This window comes from Halovalidus salilacus (genome assembly GCF_031852275.1).
Taxonomy (GTDB): domain Archaea; phylum Halobacteriota; class Halobacteria; order Halobacteriales; family Natrialbaceae; genus Halovalidus; species Halovalidus salilacus.
This window is the reverse complement of sequence record NZ_CP134700.1, coordinates 488,815-510,502: the sequence shown is the minus strand read 5'-3', so window position 1 is coordinate 510,502 and position 21,688 is coordinate 488,815. Positions and strand designations below refer to the sequence as shown.

General features: G+C 70.0%; 18 protein-coding genes. 8 read left to right on the top strand and 10 right to left on the bottom strand.

Features of this window, described 5'->3' with window-relative positions; all coding sequences use genetic code 11:
• Positions 1 to 14: 14 nt before the first annotated feature.
• A complete protein-coding gene (locus RJT68_RS02555; protein WP_407038818.1) occupies positions 15 to 491 on the bottom strand; it encodes a response regulator in 477 nt (158 codons plus the stop codon).
• Entirely contained in the window at positions 484 to 2,604 is a 2,121-nt protein-coding gene (locus tag RJT68_RS02550) for a PAS domain-containing sensor histidine kinase (protein WP_407038817.1), read from the bottom strand. Before RJT68_RS02550 ends, RJT68_RS02555 begins: the two co-directional genes overlap by 8 nt.
• Before the next feature lie 104 nt (positions 2,605 to 2,708).
• Here RJT68_RS02550 and RJT68_RS02545 point away from each other — a divergent pair, with 104 nt between their 5' ends.
• Positions 2,709 to 4,334 carry an FAD-dependent oxidoreductase gene (locus RJT68_RS02545; protein ID WP_407038816.1) on the top strand — a complete coding sequence of 542 codons (1,626 nt, stop codon included), beginning with the start codon at positions 2,709 to 2,711 and terminating at the stop codon, positions 4,332 to 4,334.
• Positions 4,335 to 4,471: 137 nt separating this feature from the next.
• Here the strand turns inward: RJT68_RS02545 and RJT68_RS02540 are convergent, their stop codons facing one another.
• A complete protein-coding gene (locus RJT68_RS02540) occupies positions 4,472 to 4,936 on the bottom strand; it encodes a Tfx family DNA-binding protein (protein ID WP_407038815.1) in 465 nt (154 codons plus the stop codon).
• Between the two features lie 316 nt (positions 4,937 to 5,252).
• Between RJT68_RS02540 and RJT68_RS02535 the strand changes: the two genes are divergently transcribed.
• Both RJT68_RS02535 and RJT68_RS02530 read left to right on the top strand, forming a co-directional pair.
• Positions 5,253 to 6,206 carry an AAA family ATPase gene (locus RJT68_RS02535; protein WP_407038814.1) on the top strand — a complete coding sequence of 318 codons (954 nt, stop codon included), beginning with the start codon at positions 5,253 to 5,255 and terminating at the stop codon, positions 6,204 to 6,206.
• 84 nt (positions 6,207 to 6,290) lie between these two features.
• Complete coding sequence (locus tag RJT68_RS02530) at positions 6,291 to 7,073, top strand: DUF6517 family protein (RefSeq protein ID WP_407038813.1); 783 nt, start codon at positions 6,291 to 6,293, stop codon at positions 7,071 to 7,073.
• A gap of 175 nt (positions 7,074 to 7,248) precedes the next feature.
• Here RJT68_RS02530 and RJT68_RS02525 read toward each other — a convergent pair whose 3' ends face one another.
• From RJT68_RS02525 to RJT68_RS02505, 5 genes are all read right to left on the bottom strand, one after another.
• A complete protein-coding gene (locus RJT68_RS02525; RefSeq protein ID WP_407038812.1) occupies positions 7,249 to 8,919 on the bottom strand; it encodes a DUF7519 family protein in 1,671 nt (556 codons plus the stop codon).
• Positions 8,916 to 10,472 carry a DUF58 domain-containing protein gene (locus RJT68_RS02520; protein ID WP_407038811.1) on the bottom strand — a complete coding sequence of 519 codons (1,557 nt, stop codon included), beginning with the start codon at positions 10,470 to 10,472 and terminating at the stop codon, positions 8,916 to 8,918. Before RJT68_RS02520 ends, RJT68_RS02525 begins: the two co-directional genes overlap by 4 nt.
• The gene (locus RJT68_RS02515; RefSeq protein ID WP_407038810.1) at positions 10,469 to 11,140 is read right to left on the bottom strand and encodes a DUF7269 family protein; all 672 of its coding nucleotides are present in this window, start codon (positions 11,138 to 11,140) and stop codon (positions 10,469 to 10,471) included. The genes RJT68_RS02520 and RJT68_RS02515 overlap by 4 nt, the downstream gene beginning before the upstream one ends.
• Positions 11,137 to 12,948 carry a DUF4129 domain-containing protein gene (locus RJT68_RS02510; protein ID WP_407038809.1) on the bottom strand — a complete coding sequence of 604 codons (1,812 nt, stop codon included), beginning with the start codon at positions 12,946 to 12,948 and terminating at the stop codon, positions 11,137 to 11,139. The genes RJT68_RS02515 and RJT68_RS02510 overlap by 4 nt, the downstream gene beginning before the upstream one ends.
• A gap of 119 nt (positions 12,949 to 13,067) precedes the next feature.
• The gene (locus RJT68_RS02505) at positions 13,068 to 13,538 is read right to left on the bottom strand and encodes a TRAM domain-containing protein (RefSeq protein WP_407038808.1); all 471 of its coding nucleotides are present in this window, start codon (positions 13,536 to 13,538) and stop codon (positions 13,068 to 13,070) included.
• A gap of 219 nt (positions 13,539 to 13,757) precedes the next feature.
• Here RJT68_RS02505 and RJT68_RS02500 point away from each other — a divergent pair, with 219 nt between their 5' ends.
• The 5 genes from RJT68_RS02500 to RJT68_RS02480 all read left to right on the top strand — a co-directional run bounded on the left by RJT68_RS02500 (position 13,758) and on the right by RJT68_RS02480 (position 20,406).
• On the top strand, positions 13,758 to 14,549 hold the full coding sequence (locus tag RJT68_RS02500; protein ID WP_407038807.1) for an electron transfer flavoprotein subunit beta/FixA family protein: 792 nt from the start codon (positions 13,758 to 13,760) through the stop codon (positions 14,547 to 14,549).
• Complete coding sequence (locus RJT68_RS02495) at positions 14,546 to 15,502, top strand: electron transfer flavoprotein subunit alpha/FixB family protein (protein WP_407038806.1); 957 nt, start codon at positions 14,546 to 14,548, stop codon at positions 15,500 to 15,502. Before RJT68_RS02500 ends, RJT68_RS02495 begins: the two co-directional genes overlap by 4 nt.
• Positions 15,503 to 15,691: 189 nt before the next feature.
• Positions 15,692 to 16,960, top strand: a complete 1,269-nt coding sequence (locus tag RJT68_RS02490; protein ID WP_407038805.1) for an ABC transporter substrate-binding protein — start codon at positions 15,692 to 15,694, stop codon at positions 16,958 to 16,960.
• 1 nt (position 16,961) lies between these two features.
• The gene (locus RJT68_RS02485; protein WP_407038804.1) at positions 16,962 to 19,460 is read left to right on the top strand and encodes a methyl-accepting chemotaxis protein; all 2,499 of its coding nucleotides are present in this window, start codon (positions 16,962 to 16,964) and stop codon (positions 19,458 to 19,460) included.
• A gap of 103 nt (positions 19,461 to 19,563) precedes the next feature.
• The gene (locus RJT68_RS02480; RefSeq protein WP_407038803.1) at positions 19,564 to 20,406 is read left to right on the top strand and encodes a polyprenyl synthetase family protein; all 843 of its coding nucleotides are present in this window, start codon (positions 19,564 to 19,566) and stop codon (positions 20,404 to 20,406) included.
• 231 nt (positions 20,407 to 20,637) lie between these two features.
• Here the strand turns inward: RJT68_RS02480 and RJT68_RS02475 are convergent, their stop codons facing one another.
• On the bottom strand, positions 20,638 to 21,066 hold the full coding sequence (locus tag RJT68_RS02475; protein WP_407038802.1) for a hypothetical protein: 429 nt from the start codon (positions 21,064 to 21,066) through the stop codon (positions 20,638 to 20,640).
• A gap of 105 nt (positions 21,067 to 21,171) precedes the next feature.
• Positions 21,172 to 21,642 carry a copper resistance protein CopD gene (locus RJT68_RS02470; protein ID WP_407038801.1) on the bottom strand — a complete coding sequence of 157 codons (471 nt, stop codon included), beginning with the start codon at positions 21,640 to 21,642 and terminating at the stop codon, positions 21,172 to 21,174.
• Between the last annotated feature and the right edge of the window lie 46 nt (positions 21,643 to 21,688).

Here is a 21,688-nt window from a genome sequence, read left to right as displayed (position 1 = left end):
CTCCGCAATCGCCCTCAGTCGACGATCGCCGTGAGCGTCGCGGTCGACAGCCAGAACCGCTCGAGCGCGCGGATCGCCTCGATGAACTCGAGCGGGTCGGTCGGCTTCCAGATGAAGGCGTTGGCGCGGTTTTCGTAGGCGTCGACGACGTCGGCGTCGACGTTCGAGCTCGTCCAGACGATGACGGGGATTCGTCGGAGCAGCGGATCGGCTTTCAGCTCGGCGAGGACGGCCTGCCCGCCCGTTCGGGGCAGGTTCAGGTCGAGGAGGACGATCGTCGGCCGCGGGGCGTCCGCGTGGTCGCCCCGCCGGAAGCAGAACTCGAGGGCGCCTGCGCCGTTGGAGACGACGTGCAGTTCGTGCTCGGCTCCGTCCCCGTTCAAGCCGCCGTGGTCGTGGTCGCGTCCGGGACCGCTCTCGGAGAGGGCCTCGCGGACGAGCCGGACGTCCCCGGGGTTGTCCTCGACCAGCAGGATGATCGCCTCATCCATCGAGACCACCGTCGGCAGCGTTCGCGTCGACGGGCAGGGTGAACGAGAACGTCGAGCCCTCGCCCGGTTCCGAGTCGACCCAGATTCGCCCGCCGACAGACTCGCTCTGCGAGCCTGCCGAGCTCGAGTTCGCTTCGCTCGCTCGAACGCCGTGGCGCTCGACGATCCGCTGGCAGAGCGCGAGACCGATGCCCGTCCCCTCGTACTCGCTCCGGCTGTGGAGCCGCTGGAACACCCGGAAGACGCGCTCGGATTCGCTCGGATCGATGCCGATCCCCTCGTCGCTGACCGACACGACGTACTCGCATCCCTCTCGCTCGACCGTGACGCGGATCCGCGGCGGCTCGTCGCCGCTGTACTCGATCGCGTTGCTCAGCAGGTTCTGGAACAGCTGGCGGAGCTGACTCTCGTCGCCGAACACCCGCGGCAGCGACTCCACCTCGATCTCGGCCTCGCTCTCGGTGATCGCCACCTCGAGGTCGCGACGGACGTCCGCGACGACCTCGTCCAGGTCGACCGGCTCGAACGGCTCTCCCTGGGAGTCGATCCGGGAGTACTCGAGCAACCCGTCGATCATCTCGCGCATGCGGTCGGCGCCGTCGACGGTGAAGGCGATGAACTCCGCCGCGTCCTCGTCGAGCTGGTCGGCGTATCGGCGCTCGAGCAACTGGAGGTAGCTCGAGATCATCCGCAGGGGTTCCTGGAGGTCGTGGCTCGCGGCGTAGGCGAACTGCTCGAGGCGCTCGTTCGACTCCTCGAGGAACTCGACCGTCTCGTTCAGCCGCCGCTCGTACCGGCGGTGTTCGATCGCCGTCGCGAGGATCGTGGCGACGCTCTCGAGGAAGTCGACGTCGTGATCGGCGAATTCGCGGCGGTCGGTGTCGTGAACGCCCAGAATCCCCCAGGGATCGCTCGTCGGGCCGATCGTGACGCTCATGCCGCTTTTGACGTCGTGGTCGGTCAGCAGCGCCGGGCCGCCGAATCGCGGCTCCGTCGTCAGGTCCTCGACCACCACCGGTTCCTCGGAGGAGAGCGTGTAGCCGGCCTGGGAGTCGGACTCCGTCGCGGAGACGGTCGCCTCACCGACGATCCCCTCGTCCCAGCCGACCCCCTCACGGAGCAGTAGCTCATCGCCGGCCGGACCCAGGTCGAGGACCTTGCAGTAATCGGCGTCCAGCGAGGCCGCGACGAGCTCGACCGCCTTCGCGAACAGGTCGTCGACGTCGCTCGTTTCGAGGGCCCGACGCCCGAGGTAGGCGACCGATTCCAGTTGCACGACCTTCGCGGTGAGCGTCCGCTCGGCGGTCTTCCGGGAGGAGACGTCCCGGAAGAGGCCGACGAAGTACCGCTCCCCCTCGTAGGTGAAGTCGTTCAGCGAGATGCCGAGGGGCACCTCGTGGCCGTCTGCGTGCTGGCCGGGGAGTTCGACGTACGTCCAGTCGATGTGGCGCTCGCCGGTCTCGAGGTATCGCTGCAGGGCGTTCAGGTGGGTCTCCCGGAGGCGAGGCGGGATGATGTTGACCTTGCTGCTCCCCTCGAGTTCCTCGGGCGGGTGGCCCAGGATGCGTTCGACGGCCGGGTTGGCGTACTGGACGTCGCTGGTTCTGTCGAGAACGATGATCCCGTCGGGGAGGGCGTCGGCGAGGGCCTCGAAGGTCCGGCCGTAGGTGAGCTCCGACGACGCGCTCGTCTCCGGCTCGGACTCCGACGGCGGTTCCGCGTCCGGTTCGTCCGTCGAGCCCGTTCCTCCCGCGGGCTGTTGTGACGGGGTGAGGAGCCCCTCGTATCCGTCGGCCGTCTCGACCAGGGCGCAGGGGCGGTTCGCACCCGATCGAGTTCGGATCGACACCGTCACGGGTTCGTTCGGGTTCGCATCGGCGGTGGACCGTCCGTCCGCGAGGATCGTCGCGAACGGCCGCCCCTCGAGTTCGTCGCGCGCGTAGCCGGTCGACTCCGCGAAGGCGGCGTCGACCGTCGCGATCAGCTTCTCGTCGGTCAGGCGGAGCCGTCCGATTCCGGCTTCGTCGAGGAGGGACGCCAGGTGATCCGTCCGCGGTCGGTCCGTACCGTCGCCCGCTCCTGGTGCGGGCGACTCGGGGGGACCGGATACCATCATCCGTGTTGGGCGACCGTCGGAGATAAGGTCTGTGGTCGAACCGCCGCTCGAGTACTTCCCCGTCGTTTTTGCCCGCCCGCTCCGTACTTCTCGGGAGAATCGTGTCCCAGGAGTTCTCCTCCCCCCGCGCTGACCTTCCCGGCCGACCGGAGTCGCACTGGCTCGCGACGACGGACGCGGACGACCTCACGATCGGGCCGTCGGCGACCGTGGTCGACCTCGAGTCGGATCGACCGGTCGACGTCGCGGTCGTCGGCGGCGGCATCGCGGGCCTCTCGACGGCGATCCACTGTCGAGAGCGCGACCTGTCGGTCGTCCTCCTCGAGCGCGACCGGATCGGGTCGGGGACGACGGGGCGGTCGACGGGGAAGCTGACGAGTCAACACGGCCTCGTCTACGACCACCTCCGCCGAGAGTTCGGCCTCGAGGCGGCGCGACGGTACGCCGCTGCGAACGAGTCGGCGATCGAGGAGGTCGAGCGGCGAATCGAGGCCCTGGGGGTCGACTGCGGCTTCGAACGGGGTCCCTCGTACCTCTACGGAGACGACCGGGACGCGCTCGAGCGCGAGGCCGAGGCGGCGCGTGCGGCCGGCCTCGACGTCTCGCTCGTGACGTCCGCGCCGCCGTTCGAGCGGGCGGAAGCCGCCGTCAGACTCGAGGGACAGGCCTGGTTTCACCCGCGGCGGTACCTGCTCGCCCTCGCCGAGCGCCTCAGGGAGGACGACGGAGCGGCGGTCGTCGCGGGCGCGCGGGTGACGGACGTCGAGGGCGGGACGGCGGTCGATCGCGGGTCGCCTCGCGTTCGTACGGCGAACGGACCGACGGTTGCGGCCGACCACGTCGTCGTCGCGACCGGCTTTCCGATCCTCGACCGGGCGGGATACGTCGCGCGCACGCACCCCAGGCGATCGTACGTCCTCGCTCTCCGCCTCCGCCGAGCGCCGCCGTCGGCGATCTACTACCGGATCGGCGATCCCTACCGCTCTGTGCGCCCGGTCGCCGAGGCTTCCGGCGTCGGCGACGGTGCGAACGACGGCCACCTCCTGCTCGTCGCCGGCGAGAACCACAAGACCGGCCAGGGCGGCTCCGCCGCCGATCGGTACCGCCGACTCGAGCGCTGGGCCCGCGAGCGGTTCCCCGTCGAGTCTGTCGTCCGCCGCTGGTCGGCCCAGGATTACGTCCCCGCCGACCGGGTACCGCTGATCGGACGGGCCGGCCCGGGTCTCGAAAACGTCTCCGTCGCGACGGGCTTTCGCGGCTGGGGGCTCACCGGCGGAACGGTCGCGGGACGGCTCCTGGCGGCGCGCATCGACGGTGAGTCGCCGCCCGAACGCGACCTGTTCGACCCGCTGCGGTTCACGCCGAAGCCCTCGTTTACTGCCACCGTCATCGAAAACGCCGACGCCGCGAGCCAGTTCGCCACCGACTGGTTGCGCACCCTCGTGACGCCGACCGGGACCGCCACGGCGGCGGACCTCGCCCCCGGCGAGGGAACCGTCGTGAGAACAGCGGGACTCGGCGATCCGGTCGCCTGCGCTCGAGACGCCGACGGAGCGCTCCACGCCGTCTCGGCGGTCTGCCCTCGCGACCGCTGCATTCTGGCGTGGAACGACGCCGAGCACACCTGGGACTGTCCCTGTCACGGCTCGCGCTTTTCCCCGACGGGCGAGGTCCTCGAGGGGCCCGCGACCGGGGATCTTCCGCCGCGCCCGGCGCCTCGAGGGTGACCGGATCGTCGTCACCGCGATCCGGGCGAACGGCGAGGACGAGGACGACTGGGGCGAGGCGGTCGTCCACCGTGGGAACTACGAGCCGTAGGGGGCGAACCCGGCCGCCGGTGCCGACCGGTTCTCGAGCGACCGTTTCACTCCTGCTCCCGGTGACGGACGCGGACGACCCCGTCTGAGGTCACGCCGATCACCAGCGGGGGCGCGATCCGCCGGCCGGTGACCGCGTTGCCCGCGGCGTCGCTGACGACCTTCATCAGGTCGGGCGCGGTGTGATCGACCTTGACGCCCGCCTCGTCGCAGGCCTCGTAGACGAGTTCTGGCACGTCGTAGAGGTCCGTCCCCGCCGGGATGCGCACCCGGACGGGCGCTCGCAGCGCCTCCGCGAACGCGACCGTCTCCCGGGCCTTCGACAGGTTCTCCCGGGCGCTCGCCTCGACCGAGGAGATGTTCGCCCGCGAGGTTCCGAGCGCCTCGGCGATCTCCGCCTGCGAGATCTCCCGCTCGCGCAGCGCGAGCACCTGCGCCTGGCGCTGGGTGAGCACGCTCGAGTCCGGGTCGAAGCCGATGTCCTCGAGCAGTTCGTCGATCTCGTCGATCACGGCGACCGCCCCCGGTCGCGGACTCGGCCCGCGTTCCGACCCCCGTCTCGGTCCGGACCTCGAGCCCGCTGATTCACTCGCCTGCACATGTTCGTCACTTGTGACGGCTGGCTCAAAGCTTCCACGGTCCCGCCGAGCGCCGGTCGGGGAGACGATGCCTCGTAGGGTCGCGGTGATCGTCGTTGGTTCGGGGCGAGGTGACGGGTCCCTCGTCGGTTCGAGGCGAGGTGGCGGGGTCCCGAACGCGTCCCGTCGGCTCGGCCGTTCGGAGTTCGAGGCCGAACCGTATTTGTCGGTCGCGTGATTGGCACCGAGCATGAACGCCACGGAGGCCGCCGCGACCTGCGCCGACGTCTTCGCGGAGATCGAGACCGCGGTCATCGGGGAGCGCCGGCTGTTCGAGACGATCCTGACGGCCGTGGTCGGCCGGGGGCACGTCCTGCTCGAGGACGTCCCCGGCACCGGGAAGACGCTCACGGCGAGCGCGCTCGCCACGGCGCTCGACCTCGAGTTCACCCGGATCCAGTTCACCCCCGACCTGCTGCCGGCGGACATCACGGGTACCCACGTCTACGACGAGCACGCCGGCGAGTTCGAGTTCGAGCCGGGGCCGATCTTCGCCAACGTCGTGCTCGCCGACGAGATCAACCGCGCGCCGCCGAAGACCCAGGCCGCCCTCCTCGAAGCGATGGGCGAGAAGCAGGTTTCGGTGGGCGGCGAGACGCTCCCCCTCCCCGAGCCGTTCTTCGTCGTCGCGACCCAGAACCCCGTGGAACAGGAGGGGACCTTCCCGCTGCCGGAGGCCCAGGTCGACCGGTTCATGATCAAGACGACGATGGGCTACCCCGACCGGGACGGCGAACTCGAGTTGCTCGACCGGCGGGCCGACAGGAACTCCCGAACGCCCGCGGTCGAGAGCGTGGTCGATCGGGAGTCGGTCCTCGCGTTGCAGGAGGTGCCCGAAACCGTGCTCGTCGAGCCCGAGATCAGGGAGTACCTCGTCGACGTCTGCCGGGCGACCCGGGAGGACGAGCGCGTCGCCGTGGGCGTCTCGCCGCGCGGGCTTCAGCGGCTGTTCGAGGCGAGTCGGGCCCGCGCGGTTATCGCCGGGCGCGACTACGTCGCCCCCGAGGACGTCCGCGCGGTCGTCCACTCGGTGTTGAGCCACCGACTGGTTCTCACGACCGAGGCGGACGTGCGCGGGGTCGACCCGCGGGGGGTGATCGACGCCGTCCTCGACGGGATCCCGGTGCCCTCGATGGCCGACTGAGCGCGGAGTCTGCCACTCGTTCGTAACCGTTGACGGTTATCTGAGGCAGCACATTCAAATACCCGTGATAGAAACACCGCCACGATGCATCGACGGACCGTTCTCGCTGGCGTTGGAAGTATCGGGCTCGCGGGCGTCGCAGGCTGTCTGGGCGCCGCCGGACTCGACGAACACGAAGCGACCCCCGCCGGCGTCGATCCGGACGTTCGCGAGGAGACCGGCTACGAGCAGATCGGCGTCGAAGAACTCGCCGTCGATGAGGAGGTCGGCCCCTCGTTTTACTCCGAGGAGGTCACCGCCATCAACTACCTGACCGAACACGAGAAAACCGTCGACATGGGCCCGCTCGGCGAGCAGCGGGGGGCGGTGTTCGTGGTGTTGACGACGCCGCAGGTGTCGATCGCCGGCGAGGAGTTCAACCCGGTCGAGGAGATGTCCACGGAGGAACTCGTCGAACTGGTCGAGAGCAACTACGACGAGATCGGAAACATCGAGCACGAGGAAGACGGCGACGTGACGATCCTCGAGCAGGAGACGACCCAGTCGCGGTTCACCGCCGACGCCGAGTTCGACGGGCAGGACGTCGAGGTGTACCTCCACGTCACGGAAGCCGTCGAGACCGACGAGGACCTGCTGGTGACGATCGGCGTCTACCCGACCCAGGCCCGCTCCGAGGAGGAGGAGAACGTCATCGCGCTCATGGAGGGCGTCGTCGAGGAGGCCGACGAATCCGAATCGACCGATTCCGACGGCGACGGGAACGAATCGGACGATAGCACCGAAAGCGACGGGGACGACGGCGACGAAAACGACTCCGAAGACGATACCGACTCCGACGACTCCAACCCGTTAAACTCGGTCGACTGACGGACGCTCCGACGGGTCATCACTCGCCGTTCGTTCTTCTCTTGTGCGTTTTCCCCGGGTCGCGAACCGCGGAACTCGAGGGGCTGACACCGCCTGAGAGACGAGTATCGGACTTCTCTCCCGTAAATGGCGCGAGACGGAATTGCGCGGGGTGCGGTGGCGACGAGAGACCGTCCTACCCTCGGAGCCCCCACGCCACGAGGACGACCGCGAGCAGGCCGGCCATCACCGCCACGGCCGCCAACGCCGGATCGACGACGGGCACGTCCGCCCCGGCGAGGAGCCGGCGGTAGAGAACGATCGTCCCGCCGGCGACGACCCCGCCGGTGAGCAGCGAACCCCCGACGTGCACCAGTTCGGCCCGGATCGTCCCGGCGCCGCGACCGAGTTCCCGCCGGACGCCGTCGCCGTACTCCCCGACGTCCCAGCAGACGAGCGCCGCGGCCCCGGTCCAGACGGCCGTCTCGAGGCGGCCCACGATCACGAGCCCGATCGCCAGGCAGAAGATCGATCCCGACGCGAGCGCCGCCCCCGCGGCGCGGCCGGGAAGGATCCGGACGACTCGCAGGGCGGTGATCGAGTACAGTAGCGACGACAGCGAACCGAGCGCGGCCACGAGGACGAAGGCGGCCAGCACGAACGGCGGCACCGTCGCGAGCAACTCGGCGAGCGGGCCCGGGAGCGATTCCGCCACCGACGGCTCGAGGACGGCGTCGACCGCGGGCTCGGCGAGCGCCGCGGCGACGACGACGGCCGCGAGGCCGGCGCCGACGGCGGGTGCGACGATCCCCGCGACGACGGCCGCGAAGTCCGTCCCGAGCAGCCGGCGGAGCCGCTCGAGGCCCGCGAGCGCTAACGAGACGGCGACGAGTCCGAGCGCGAGCAGGCGGAGCGTCGGCGACGTCGCGACGGCGGCGAGGAGGTCGCCGAGGGGTTCCGGAGCCTCCGTTCGCAGTTCCGACGGCGGCAGCGGTGTCCCCTCGAACGGTTCCAGCGCGGCGGGGGCGGCGAACGCGGCGACGAGCGTCGCGATCGCCACGCGGAGCGCGATCGAACACGCGCGGCGGATCCGAGCGACGACGGCCGAAACCGTCCGCCGGCGGTCCGGCGGGACGAGCCGCTCGAGTGGGAGGTAGCCGACCGCCCACCTCGCGGTGAGCGCCGCGAGGGCGAGGAGAACCCCGAAACTGACCAGCGCCCAGTCGCCGGCCTCGTAGACGAGGACGTCGGCGCCGGACCCGGTCGCGGCGACCGTGGTCTCGGCGAGCTGGTCGCGGGCGTCCGCTTCCGGCGCGATCCGGACGAGCGCGACGGCGGCGACGCCGACCCCGGCGAGGAACGTCCCCCTCGAGGCGCGGTGGACGCCGCCGCGGCCGAGGCGGTCCCACGAGACGAGTCCGGCCGCGAGTCCGGCGATCACGAGGACCCAGACGGTCACCCCGGCGACGGTCGGTACCCCCGCGGACGCGAGGACGAGCGCCCACGCGAGCGCGACCGGCGCCACGGCGAGGACGGCCACGGGGACGACGAGCGCGCCGCCGACGCCGCGGACGATCGGTCGTCCGCTGGCCAGCAGCACCGTCGCGAGCGCGGTCGCGAGGCCCGCGACGACCGCGGGGACGGTCACCTCCGGGCGAAGCAGCGTCGTTCCGATCGCGAAACCGACGGCGAGGGTGAGCCCCGCGACCGTCACCTCGCTGGCCGTGGGCCGCGGGAGCGCTCGCCGGATCGCGCCGCCGGTCGAGGCGAGTCCGCCGCGTATCGCCCTCCGAACCGCGTCGGCGCTCGAGTTCGGACCGGAGGCTCGACCGGCGTCGGTGCCGGCGTCGGTATCGGTACCGATCACGCAGACCGCCTCCCGACGCGGAGCGCTCGAGCGAGGGCGACCGACAACTGATCGCCGAGGTCCCAGTCGACGACCGCCGCGCCGAGCCCCCGGAGGTCGTCGATCCGGTTGGCCCGCTCGAGGCGGGCGATGCGGGCCCCCGGCGGGACGTCAGCGGGCGAGACGCCGGTCGTGATATCGGGCGAGACGACCGTGACCGCCCTGCCGCGAGTCCGGAGTGCACGGACGAACGCGACCGCTCCGTCCTCGGTCAGCGGCGAGCAGAAGACGACCTGCGCGCGGCGCGGGAGTCGGCGCTCGAGGTCGGTCACCAGCGCGCCCACCGCATTAGCGCCGGACCCGAAGTCGGCGCCCGCACCGCCGTCGGCGACCGGTCGACCTCGAGCGGACGGGCCGTTCCGTCCGGAGTCGAACCGTCGGTCCGGGTCCGAGGCGTCGCCGATCGCGTCGTCCACCCGCTTGCGGACGTTCCGCCCGCCGCCGGGGTCGACCCAGACGTCGTCGGTGAGCGTCGCGAGTCCGGTTCGGTTCCCGTCCTCGAGGGAGGCCACGACGCCCCGGGAGGCGGCGTACAGCGTCAGGTCGTACGAGTCGGGGCCGCCGGTCGGGGTGTCGCGGTGGACGCCCGACCGGTCGTCGATCACGAAGACGATGGTGACCGCGCGCTCCTCGCGGTACTCGACGGTCGCGAGGTCGCCGGTTCGGGCGTACCGGTACCAGTCGATGCGGTTGATCGGATCGCCGCGGCGGTACTCCCGGGTCGAGAAGAACTCGATGCCGCTGCCGCCGTCGTCGGTCGGCGTCCGGCCGACGAACTGGATCGTCCGGTCGTGCAGCGGGAGCGAGTCGAGCAGCGTTTCGCAGGTCACGCGCGCGTCGCCCGCCGGTTCGCGCTCGAGCGTGGCGACGGCCGTCCCCGACAGCGAGCGGGCCCGAACCGTCGCCGGCCCGAACGCGTACTCCCCGCGCGGGGGCACGAGGTCGTACTCGTAGCTGACCGTCTCCCCCGGCCTGACGGCGGTGGCGAACGCCGGCGATCCCCTCGTCACCGGGACCCCGTCGGGCGGGGCGTCCGCCACCCGGAGGTCCGGAACGACGCGATCGCCGGCGTTCGTCACCGACACCGTCACCGTCACCGCCCGTCCCGGACGCGGTCGCGACTCGTCGAGCTTCCGCTCGAGGCGCAGTTCGGGTTCTGGGCTCGCGCTCACCTGTCCCACGAGGACGAACCCCAGCGGGACGATCGCGAGCAGGAAGAGCGACGGGAGCCCGAGTGCCACCGCGAGCAGGCTCACCGCGAGCGCCGCCACGAGCGCACCCTGCCACCGGGCCTGGCGATCGACGGTCGCTCGCTCGTCGCTCCCCTGTTCGAATTCGGCCTCGGGTTCGGTACCGAGTTCGCCCTTCGGTTTCGGCGTCGGTTCCGCTTCGGTCGACGAGGGTTCCGCTTCCGCTTCTGCCCACCCCGATTCCGTTTCCGTACTCGCTTCCGCTTTCGCCCACTCCGAACCCGTTTCCGACTCGGAGTCCGGATCGGCGCTCGCTCCGGTCACCCCACCACCTCCGACGCCGGCGACTGGAGCGCGTCGATCTCGTCGATCGTGCGCTCGAGCGCCCGCGCGTACGGATCGCCGGCCGTCACCAGGTCGACGAGCCAGACCCACAGCGGCGTCGACGGCCCGTCCTCGTCGGCGAGGAAGGCCGCCGCCCGCACGTCGTCGGTCCACGACCCGTCGACGATCGAGGCCGCCGCTTCCTCGCGGGGCAGCCCCGTCCAGTTCGCGTACGCCGTCGCCGCGATCTCCCGGAGCGACTCGACCAGCCGCTCGCCCGCCTCGTCGCGGGTCTCCCGCGATTCGTCGTCGTAGGCCGTCGCCAGGTCGACGTACCGATCGTACCGATCGCCGACGACCCGCCGCGACGGTGCTGCGGCGTACCTCGAGCGGTCGTCTGGTCCGTCCGACCCGTGGCCGTACAGCGGTTCCGGCGACGCCGCCCGGAGGCGTCCGGTGATGCCGAGCGTCGGGGCGAGCACCGCGAGCGACAGTCCGACGAGGAGGACCACGACGCGCGGTTCGACGCGGGTCGCGAGGTCCCCGAGTGCTGGCGCCGCCTCGAGGATCGCCTCGGGTCGGTAGACGACCGCCCCGCCCACGGCGAGGAGCGTCGCCGAGAGGGCGGTCACGACGGCCAGGCCGCGGCTCGAGGGGACGCGACTCATTCGTCGCCCCCCGACTCGTTCGCCGCTTCAAAGCCGGAACCACCGTTCGCACCGGCGTCCGCCTCCGCCCGAGCCTCGAGCGACGACCGCAACCGCTCGTGGGCGTCCGTCGTGGGCTCGAGGTACGGATCGGGGTCGCGATCGCCGTACTCGACGTCGCGGAAGGAGTCCGTGATCGTCCGCACCGGCCCCTCGGGGGCGCCGGCGTGCGCGGCGCGTCGGGCGACGTCCGACGGCGTCGCGGTCTCGACGTTGCGAACGCCGGAGACGTCGACCACGCTTCGGAACGCCCCCCGGATCCGCTCGCGGGCGGAGACTCGGCGGTCGGCCGCCGCGTCTTCGGGAGTCGAATCGTCGCCGCGGCCGAACGGCGTCAGCGACGCGCGGACGTCCCTAGCTTTCGTTCGGGCGGCGGCGACGGCGTTCGACAGCGCCTCGAGGACGAGCCCCGGGAGTTCGGCGATCGAGGAGAGTCCGCGGAGGGCGTCGACGGCCCGTTCGAGTCGGTTGGCGAGGCCGACCACGGCGACGAGCGCGAGCGAGACGATTCGACCGGGGATCGAGCGCAGGGTCGCGATCGGGTTCTCGCGGGTCGCGAAGACGTACGCGAGGAAGACGACGACGAGCGCGAGCGACGCGAGCGGCCCGAACTCCTCGAGGAAGCCGAGCGGCGACGAGGTGGCGCCATCGCCTTCGTCCTCGTCGCCTTCACCGTCCGCTTCGTCCCCGTTGCCGTCGGGGTCGTCGGCACCCCCCTCGTCGGTACCGCCGTCGGTCGGGTCGGCATCGGACGCCCGCGGATCGTCGTCGCCGGTTCCGTCCTCGGCGGTCTCCATCCGTTCCTCGTCGCTCGAGTCACCCGACGTCGAGTCCCCCGACGCGGCGGTGTCGTCGCCATCGCCGGCTTCGGAGCCCGTCCCGTTGCCGTCGTCACCGTCATCGTCGCTCGCCGCTCCGTCACCGCCTTCGCCGGTTCCGTTCCATTCGCTACCGTTCCCGTCGCCGCCTTCGCCGGTTTCGTCCCATTCGCTACCGTTCCCGATGCCCCCGTCACCGGTTCCGTTCCACTCGCTGTCGTCACCGCCACCGTCTTCGCTCCACTCGCCGTCGGCATCGCCGCCGTCACCGTCGGGGTCACCGACGTCGCTCCCGTCCCCGCCGGAATCGGTCTCGTTCGACTCGAGTTCCGCTTCGTCCGTTGACTCCCCGTTCGCACCGGCACCGGCGTCGTCGCCGTCCGCACCGTCGCCGCCCGCGCTCGCGTCACCGCCGATCGACGCGCCGTACTCCCCGCCGAGCCGCTCGAGGCCGCCGACCGAGCCCTCACCTGCGGCGTCGTCGAACTCGCCGCCCGTCCCGTCGTCACCCGCGTCGCCGAACGGATACAGCGTCGAGAGCCCCTCGACGATCGCGCCGGCGGCCACCTCGCCGACGCCGCCCGGTTCGGAGCCGGTGGTCGACCCGTCGGTGCCGCCCGACTCGCGCTCGCGTTCGCCGTCGTCAGCCGCGTCGCCCCCCTGGGGATCGTCTCCGTCGCCACCGTCCCCCGATTCGTCGGTCTCCCCTTCGGACGAGCCCCCCTTCGCGTCGCCGTTTCGGTCGTCACCGCCTCCGTCGCCTCCCGTCTTTTCGGGGGCTTCCTGGCCCGCTCCGAACGCCGCCGCGTCCGCTCGTTCGGTTTCGTCGCCTTCGAAAAAGCCGTTTCCCGGGGCCTCCGAGGCGACCATCGGCATCGCGCTCGTCGCGAGAAACAGTCCGGCGATGGCGCAGCCGACCGCGACGATCGAGAGGAGTCGTCGTCCGCTCATCGCTACCCCCATTTGCTACGTTATACTCGCCCGAAGACGTACTTACGTCTTGTTGCAAAATCGACGGGCCGGACCGTAGCGACCGCTCGCTCGATGACTGTCCACTGGGAGCGGCCGGTTCAGGAGCCGCCCCAGAAGTTCTCGCGGCTGCCGAGCCGTTCCCTGTGTTTCCTCGACCGCCGACGTCCCTCGTCGCCCTCGTCGTCGTTTTCGGCGTCGGCTCCGTCCGCGTCCTCGTCGTCCCCGTCTTCCTCGTCCATCGGGAGGACTTCGACTTCCTCCGCACGCGCGTGGTTGCTGTGGACGCGGGTGATCTCGACGCGCGCTCGAGCCTCGGGAAGGAGACCGTCGACCATGACGATGAACCCGTCCTCGGTTCGTCCGACGCCAGCACCGCTCTCGTGCATGTCGACGACGTCGACGACGACCTCCTCGCCCGGCTTGACCGGCTGGGTCTTCAGATCTTGGATCGGCTGATTGTAGTGTTGGCACCACTCCTTGCCGCCGCGATCGCCGTAGTGTTGACACCCCATGCCCGCGATCCGCTCTGAGAAACTCGGGCATTCGTCGGCAAGTGGACAGTCTGCCATACTCGTACTACCCGCGGTGTCGTTAAACCGTTTCCGTCTCGGTAGCGACCGTCCTCGAGGCCCTCCGTCCCGAATTCCCGACGTACTTTCTTGGTGACCCACTGGGTGTAATCGAAAACGTGGGGCGCGCTTATCATCGGAAGAGAACGGGGAATCAACACTTTACGCGCGTACGACGTTTCGAAAAGATTTACGGGTGGGACGGTAAACAGACCCACGATGAAGATTCTCGTTACGGTCAAAGAAGTCGCGACCGTCGAAGACGAGTTCGAAATCGAGGGGACCGAGATCGCGGATCGGTACCTCGGCGCCGACCTCAACGAGTGGGACGACTACGCCATCGAGGAGGCCGTCCAGCTCCAGGAGGAGGGCGTCGCCGACGAAGTCGTCACGGTCACGATCGGCCCCGAAGATTGCGAACAGACCATCCGCCAGGCCCTCGCGAAGGGCGCAGACCGCGCCGTCCGCGTCTGGGACGACGCCCTCGAGGACGTCGACCTGCTCGACGTGGGCGCCAAAACGGCGATCCTCCGGGAGGTCGTCGCGGAGGAAGAGCCGGACCTCGTCCTCACGGGCGTCCAGTCCGGCGACGACAGCTGGGGCGGCACCGGCGTCGCCCTCGCCGAGGCGGTCGGCTACGAGTGGGCCGCCGTCGTCAACAGCCTCGACCACGACCTCGAGTCCGGCACCGCCTCGGTCCGGCGCGAACTCGAGGGCGGCGTCGAGGAGCTGACCGACGTCGAGCTGCCGGCGGTGCTGACGATCCAGACGGGGATCAACGAGCCCCGGTACGCCAGCCTGCGCGGCATCCGACAGGCCCAGCGGAAACCGCTCGACGTCCAGAGCCTCGGCGACATCGGCGTCGACGCGGGCGCCGTCGAGGGCCGGGTCGAACTGACGGACATGTACGAACCGGAGAGCGAAAGCGACGTGACGGTCTTCGACGGCAGCGCCGAAGACACCGCCGGACAACTCGCTGACCTGCTCCGCGACAAGGGGGTGGCACAATGAGCGACGTTCTTGCGATCACGGACCACCGACAGGGCGAACTGCGCGACGTGAGCTACGAGATCATCACCGCCGGCAGCGAACTCGCGGCCGAAACCGGCGGCGACCTCCACCTGGCCGTCATCAACGGCGACGTGGCGGACTTCGCCGACGACCTCGACCGCGAGGGCGTCGACGTCGTCCACACCGTCGACGCGGGCGAGGAGTTCAACCACGACGTCTACAAACAGGCGATCACCCAGCTGTACGACGAGCTCGCCCCGCAGTACGTGCTCGCGCCGAACAGCGTCAACGGGCTCGACTACGCGCCGGCCGTCTCCGTGGCGCTCGACGTCCCGATCGTCACCGACTGCGTCGCCCTCGAGGTCGACGGTGACACGCTGATCGCCAACCGGGAGATGTACGGCGGCAAGGTCGAGACGACCACCGAAGTCGACGCCGGGAACGTCCTCGCGACGATTCGCGAGGGCGAGTGGGAGGCGGCCGAGGGCGACGGCAGCGCCTCGATCGAGGCGTTCGACGCCGACATCGACGAGTCGCAGGTCGGTTCGACCGTCACCGCGTTCGAGGAGGTCGCCGGCGGCGACGTCGACATCAGCGAGGCGGACTTCCTCGTCTCGGTCGGCCGCGGCATCGAGGAGGAGGAGAACCTCAGCATGATCGAGGACCTGGCGGAGGCGACCGGCGCGACGGTCTCCTCCTCGCGTCCGATCGTCGACAACGGCTGGCTGCCCAAGAACCGGCAGGTCGGCCAGTCCGGGAAGGTCGTCACGCCCGACGTCTACCTCGCGATCGGCATCTCCGGCGCCGTCCAGCACGTCGCCGGCATGAAGGGCTCGGACACGATCGTCGCGATCAACACGGACCCGAACGCGCCGATCATGGACATCGCCGACTACGCGATCCACGACGACCTCTTCGACGTCGTGCCGGCGCTGACCGAGGAGTTCCAGTAAGCGCGGTTCTCGGCCTTCGGCCTCTGAACCGCGGCACGGCGAACGGAGAACGGTGTGACCCGTGACCCGCGAGCGGACGACGGTGTCGACTCGCGCGATTCCTCGGTGTTAGTAAAATATCTGCCATTTACTTACTTGTGAATTAAATACTCGATAAGGTTATGCGATACCGGTGAGATTGTCCGAGAGATGTCGTTTCGACTCAGACGACGGGACTATCTCTCCGGTATCGGCGCCGTCGGTGTCGGAGGGCTCGCGGGGTGCGTGGACGATCTCCCGGGGGTCGGTACCGTCCGAACGGACGAGGGAACGAGCTGGGAGGACCGCACGATCAAACTCGGCGTGATTCAACCGCTGAGCGGCGACCTCGAGCCGTTCGGGGAGCCGCTCTCGAACGCGGCGACGCTCCCGATCGAACAGCTGGAGGCCAAGGAGCTACCGATCGACTTCGAGCACGAGGTCAAGGACTCGGAGACCGACCCCGAAACGGGGGTTACGGCCGGGGCGGCGCTCGTCGACGAGGGGTATCCGATGATCAACGGCGCGGCGAACTCCGACGTCACGATCCAACTCGCGAAGCAGGCGCTGATCCCGTACCGGACGGTGTGTTGTTCGCCGGCGAGCACGTCGCCGACGATCACGTCGCTGAACGACGGCGGGTTCGTGTTCCGAACCGTGGCGTCCGACGCGCTCCAGGGCGTCGCGCTGGCCAAGCAAGCCGTCGAGGACCTCGGCCACTCGAGCGCGGCGACGCTGTACGTCAACAACGATTACGGCTGGCAGTTGAGCCAGGCGTTCACGAGGACCTTCGAGAACGAGTACGACGGGACGGTGACGGCGGAGGTGCCGATCGAGGAAGAACGCGACGGGTACGTCGACGAACTCGAGGCGGCCAGGGAGGGAGGTCCCGAACTGCTGGTCGTGATCGCCTACCCCGAGACGGGCATTCCGCTGTTCCAGGACTTCTACGAGACGGGCGGCGACGAGGACGTGCTCGTTCCCGACGGGCTTCGAGACCCCGACGTCGCCACCGCCGTCGGGGAGTCGATGGACGAGGTGCGCGGAACGGCCCCGCGTTCCGACGGGCCGGGCCTCTCGTTCTTCGAGGAGCAGTACGAGGCCGCCTACGACGAGTCGCCGGGCATCTACACCGCGAACAGCTACGACGCGAGCGCCGTGCTCCTGCTCGCGAACGCGTACGCGGGCCAGAACGACGGGCCGGCGATCGCGAACGCGGTGCGTCAGGTGACCGACGACTCGGGCGAGGAGGTCGGTCCCGAAACCCTGGCCGAGGGACTCGAGCGCGCGGCGCGGGGCGAGGAGGTCTCCTACCGCGGCGCCTCGAGCGACGTCGTCTTCGACGAGAACGGCGACATCGTCGACGCGACCTACGAGTACTGGCGGTTCGACGAGAGCGACGACGGCTTCGAAACGCTCGACGACGAGGTGACCGTCTGATATGTCGATCCGTTCGAAACTCGTCCCGTCGTTCGTCAGGCGGCGGTACCTCGTGAAGTTCGTCGTCTCGATCCTCGCGGTCACCCTCGTCATCGCCGCCGTCGGGGCGGTCGGGTACGCACAGATCGACGCGACGGTGACGAACGACGCGAACGGCGACGTGCGATCGACCTCGGAGGGACAGGCGGAGTCGATCGGCGACTGGGTCGACACGATGCGGGTCCAGACGAGGACGGTGTCGGCCTCCGAGCAACTCAGCGACGGCGACGTCCAGACGGTGCAGGGCCGCCTCGTCGAGGAACAGGCCCGCCTCTCGGTCGACGTCCGTTCGATCCACTACGTCGACACCGACTCCGACGAGGTCGTCACGAGCACGGACGCCGGCCTCCGCGGCTCGTCGCTCGAGTCGGTCGACGAACCGTGGGCGGAGGCGAACTTCCAGGAGGAACTCTTCTTCGACGACGACGTGTGGAACTCGGAGACCGCCTACCGCTCCGAGGTGCTCGACGACCAGGTGATGGCCTTCGCGAGCCCGGTGAGCGAGCGCGACGACCGCGTCGTCGTCGTCATCGGGACGCTCGAGTACCGCGTGAGCCAGCTCCACGAGTCGGACGACGCGACGTCGACGATCATCGTCGACGAGGAGCAAAACGCCGTCTTACGGCCCGAGGAGGCCTCCTTCGACGAGTCGAACCTCGACGAAGATGCCGTCCAGACCGCCCTCGGCGGCCGGATCACCGTCAGCGAAGCCGACGGCGCCGTTCGGGCGTACGCCCCGGTCGGCGACACGCAGTGGGTCGCGATCACCAGCGTGCCGACCGACACCGCCTACGCCGTGGCGAACGAGGTCGGCCAGACGGTGCTGGCGATCGTCGGGGTGAGCCTCCTCACCCTTGGCCTCGTCGGCGTCGTCCTCGGGAGGCAGACGGTCGGCCCGCTCGTCCGCCTGCGCGACCGCGCGGCCGAGATGGAGGAGGGGAACCTCCACGTCGACCTCGGGACGAACCGGGTCGACGAGATCGGACGGCTGTACGACGGCTTCGACAGCATGCGCACCTCGCTGCGCGACCAGATCGAGGAGGCGGAATCCGCCCGCGAGGAGGCGGAGACGGCGCGCGAGGCGTCGGAACGCATGAACCGCCACCTCGAGGCGAAAGCCGACGAGTACCGGACGGTGATGGAAGACTGCGCGGCCGGCGACCTCACGCGTCGACTCGATCCCGAGAGCGAGAACGAGGCGATGACCGACATCGCGCTGGCGTTCAACGCGATGGTCGAGGAACTCGAGGCGACGACGGCGGCGCTCAAGCGGTTCGCGACCGACGTCGCCACCTCGAGCGAGGAGGTCACCGCCTCGAGCGAGGAGGTCCTCTCGGCTTCCGAGCAGGTGTCGCGCTCGGTACAGGAGATCTCGGACGGCGCCGAGCGCCAGAACGAGAACCTGCGGGCGGTCTCGAGCGAGATGGGCGGCCTCTCGACGACGACCGAGCAGATCGCCGCCTCGTCGAACCAGGTCGCCGACATCGCGGCCAGGACCGCGGAGGCCGGTCGACGCGGCCGCGAGTCCGCCCGGGACGCGATCGAGGGAATGCACGAGATCGAGTCGGAGTCGACCGAGGCCGTCGAGGCGATCGAAGCGCTCGAGGCCGAGATGGAGCAGATCGACGACCTGGTGGAGTTCATCTCCGAGGTCGCCCACCAGACGAACATGCTCGCGCTGAACGCCAACATCGAGGCCTCCCGCGGCGCCAACGCGGACGCCGGCGAGGGATTCTCCGTCGTCGCGTCGCAGGTCAAGGAACTCGCGGCGGACACGAAGGAGACGGCGGCCGACATCGAGGCCCGCCTCGAACGGATCGACGAACGGACCGAGCACACGGCCGCCGAGGTCCAGCGGACGGCGGAGAAGATCTCCGCGCACGTCGAGTCGGTCGAGAACGCCCTGGCGGCGCTCGACGAGATCGCGGAGTACGCCGCCCAGACGAACGACGGCGTCCAGGAAATCTCCGCCGCGAGCGAGGAGCAGGCGGCCTCGACGCAGGAGGTCGTGGCCATGGTGTCGACGGCGACCGACATCTCCGACAAGACGGCCGCCGAGGCCCAGCAGGTCGCCGCCGCCGCCGAGGAGCAAACGTCGTCGATGACCGAAGTCTCCGACAGCGCGAGTTCGCTGGCCGATCGCTCGATGCAACTGCAAGAGGCGCTCGATCGGTTCGAGACGGCCCCCGAACCGGACCCGGAGTTCGCCGCGCTCGAGACGGTCGACGCGTCGGACGACGCGCCGAACGAGGGAGACGGGCCCGAGGAATCGGTTCGATTCGACGAGTCGCACGTCGCAGGGGGTGACGACGCCGGGAACGGGGACGGCACCGATACCGATGCCGAACCCGACGCCGAGGCGGAGACGACCGACGCCGAAACCGAATCCGGATCGGCGTCGACCGACGTCGACGGCGATGGGCCGTTCACCTTCGACGCCGTCGTCGACGAGGACGAGTGATCGCCGACGGGTCGGCGACCGCCGGCCCGCGCGTCATCTAACGGCGTTGACAGCGGTCCGGCGAACCGTCACCTACTTTTCACCCCCGTCCTAACTCCCCTCGATGGAACTTCTCGAGCGCCGACGGGCGCTGATCGAGGAGCGCCTCGTCGAGGTCGTCGACGACCTCGAGCCCGAGACGCTCAGCGCGGAAGTTCGACACGTCGCGCTCTCCGGGGGAAAGCGCGTCCGGCCGATGGTGACGCTGCTGGCCTGCGAGACCGTCGGCGGGACGGCCGAGGACGCCGTGGACTTCGGCGTCGGCATCGAACTCGTCCACGCCGCCTCGCTGGTGGTCGACGACATCATCGATCGCTCGGAGCTGCGACGGGGGACGACGAGCGCGTGGGCCGAGTTCGGCCACGGCCCCGCCATCGTCACGAGCGACGGCCTCCTGGGCGAGGCGTTCGCCCTCTTCTCGAGCGATCCGAACGCGACCCAGGTGGTCGCCGAGGCGATGGTCGAACTCGGCATCGGCGAGGCGACCGAACTCTCGGCGGAGCCGACGAACGAGGAGGAGTACATGACCCTCGCCCGGCGGAAGACGGGCGCGCTCTTCCGGGCCGCGGCTGAACTCGGCGCCATCGCCGCCGGCTCCGACCCGATCACCGTCGAGGCGCTGGGCGAGTACGCCGAGCGCGTCGGCGTCGCCTTCCAGATCCGGGACGACGTCCTCGACGCGATCGCCGATCCGACCGCCCTCGGGAAGCCCACCGGTCACGACGCCGCCCTGGAGCGCCCCTCGGTGGTCCAGGTGACCGACCTCACGCCCGAGGAGGCGAACGACCGTGCGCGCGCGGAGGCCGACCGGGCGATCGACGCCCTGGAGCGGGTCGAGGTCGTCGACGAGGGGGCACGGGAGTACCTCCTCGAGCTGGCGGAGTTCGTCGTCACGCGAGAGCGGTAACCGCGGCTCGAGCGCGAGTTCACGGTACCGCAGCGCACCCGCGCCGAAACCGCTGTACGGGAGTCACGGTGGAAGAGCTACGAGAACGGCCGGTGAGGACGGTACGGCGCCCGAGAGCGACGGAGAACGGCGTGAGAAACGAAGAACGACTCGAGTAGGCGAGCCCGCGTACGAGTGTGAAACCCGGGACGGTCTCGGGACGCCTCGAGCGGTCGGGATGTCTCCGAGCGGTCAGTACGCCGGTTCCTCGAGGCGGGCCCAGCCGATGGCGTCGAGGACGACGACGCGATCGTCGTACCTGACGTAGACGCCGTTGTACTCGCCGCCCTCGCCGTCGTAGTACGGGAGCGATCGCCGGAGTCGGTCGACGACCGACCACGCGCCGTCGCGGTCGAGCGTCACGTGCTCCCACTCGTCGCGGGCCTCGTTTCGGATGGCGCGGACGATGGCCCGTCGCGTACCGGGAATCTCGGAGAGCGCGTGCGAGGACGCGTCGACGACGGTCGCCCCGTCCGGAACGTCGTCGACGATCCGCGCGCCGATGTCCGCCTTCGAGCGGGCGCTCGCCTCCCGCGTTCGCTCGGCACGGAGCGCGTATCCGACCGCAGCGGCCGTGCCGACGACGAGAACCGAGAGCGCCACGTCTTTACCCCTGATCATTATGGAACTACCTAACAGCAACCCACCAAGTATCTTTCGGGAATTCGGGATATACTCCGTTTCCTAGACGTTTCCGACCGGGTTCGGGTGCGGCCCCCCGCTCGGTCAGAACCCCAGTTGGCCGGCGAGGTTCGTCGTGATCGCGCCGCCGACGACGAGCAGGGCGATCGCGACGACGGCCGCCGCGCGAAACGGCGGCAGCGCGTTCCGGGCCGGTTCGCGGAGCTTCTTCCCGTTGAGCCCCGACTCGAGGCGCTTCGCGCCGATTTCGACCAGGGCCGCGAGCGCGAACCAGAGGGCGACCATCGCGAGGACGAGCCGACCGTTGGTCGACCCGAAGAGGGTCTCCGCGGTGTACCCGCTTCCCGCGAGGTGACCGCCGCTGAGCAGCAAGACGAGGGCGCTCGTTCGAGAGATCGTCGTCAGCTTCCCGGAGCAGACCTCGAGCGGCCGGGTCGAGTTGAACGCCCCGTCCCTGGCGAGCGGCAGGAGAACGAACGCGACGTAGAAGACGCTGCCCGCCCAGACGGCCGCGAAGACGAGGTGGAGCGTCTCTGCGACGAAGATGTCGACCATACGGGCTACGTTGGCGACGGCGCCTATCAGCGTTCCGACTCACGCC

What these genes read in the sequence shown, in the direction of transcription:
- RJT68_RS02555 (WP_407038818.1), bottom strand. Translation starts at nt 491, where the DNA reads ATGGATGAGGCGATCATCCTGCTGGTCGAGGACAACCCCGGGGACGTC.
- RJT68_RS02505 (WP_407038808.1), bottom strand. Translation starts at nt 13,538, where the DNA reads ATGGCAGACTGTCCACTTGCCGACGAATGCCCGAGTTTCTCAGAGCGG.
- RJT68_RS02475 (WP_407038802.1), bottom strand. Translation starts at nt 21,066, where the DNA reads ATGATCAGGGGTAAAGACGTGGCGCTCTCGGTTCTCGTCGTCGGCACG.
- RJT68_RS02515 (WP_407038810.1), bottom strand. Translation starts at nt 11,140, where the DNA reads ATGAGTCGCGTCCCCTCGAGCCGCGGCCTGGCCGTCGTGACCGCCCTC.
- RJT68_RS02500 (WP_407038807.1), top strand. Translation starts at nt 13,758, where the DNA reads ATGAAGATTCTCGTTACGGTCAAAGAAGTCGCGACCGTCGAAGACGAG.
- RJT68_RS02490 (WP_407038805.1), top strand. Translation starts at nt 15,692, where the DNA reads ATGTCGTTTCGACTCAGACGACGGGACTATCTCTCCGGTATCGGCGCC.
- RJT68_RS02480 (WP_407038803.1), top strand. Translation starts at nt 19,564, where the DNA reads ATGGAACTTCTCGAGCGCCGACGGGCGCTGATCGAGGAGCGCCTCGTC.
- RJT68_RS02495 (WP_407038806.1), top strand. Translation starts at nt 14,546, where the DNA reads ATGAGCGACGTTCTTGCGATCACGGACCACCGACAGGGCGAACTGCGC.
- RJT68_RS02470 (WP_407038801.1), bottom strand. Translation starts at nt 21,642, where the DNA reads ATGGTCGACATCTTCGTCGCAGAGACGCTCCACCTCGTCTTCGCGGCC.
- RJT68_RS02530 (WP_407038813.1), top strand. Translation starts at nt 6,291, where the DNA reads ATGCATCGACGGACCGTTCTCGCTGGCGTTGGAAGTATCGGGCTCGCG.
- RJT68_RS02510 (WP_407038809.1), bottom strand. Translation starts at nt 12,948, where the DNA reads ATGAGCGGACGACGACTCCTCTCGATCGTCGCGGTCGGCTGCGCCATC.
- RJT68_RS02485 (WP_407038804.1), top strand. Translation starts at nt 16,962, where the DNA reads ATGTCGATCCGTTCGAAACTCGTCCCGTCGTTCGTCAGGCGGCGGTAC.
- RJT68_RS02550 (WP_407038817.1), bottom strand. Translation starts at nt 2,604, where the DNA reads ATGGTATCCGGTCCCCCCGAGTCGCCCGCACCAGGAGCGGGCGACGGT.
- RJT68_RS02535 (WP_407038814.1), top strand. Translation starts at nt 5,253, where the DNA reads ATGAACGCCACGGAGGCCGCCGCGACCTGCGCCGACGTCTTCGCGGAG.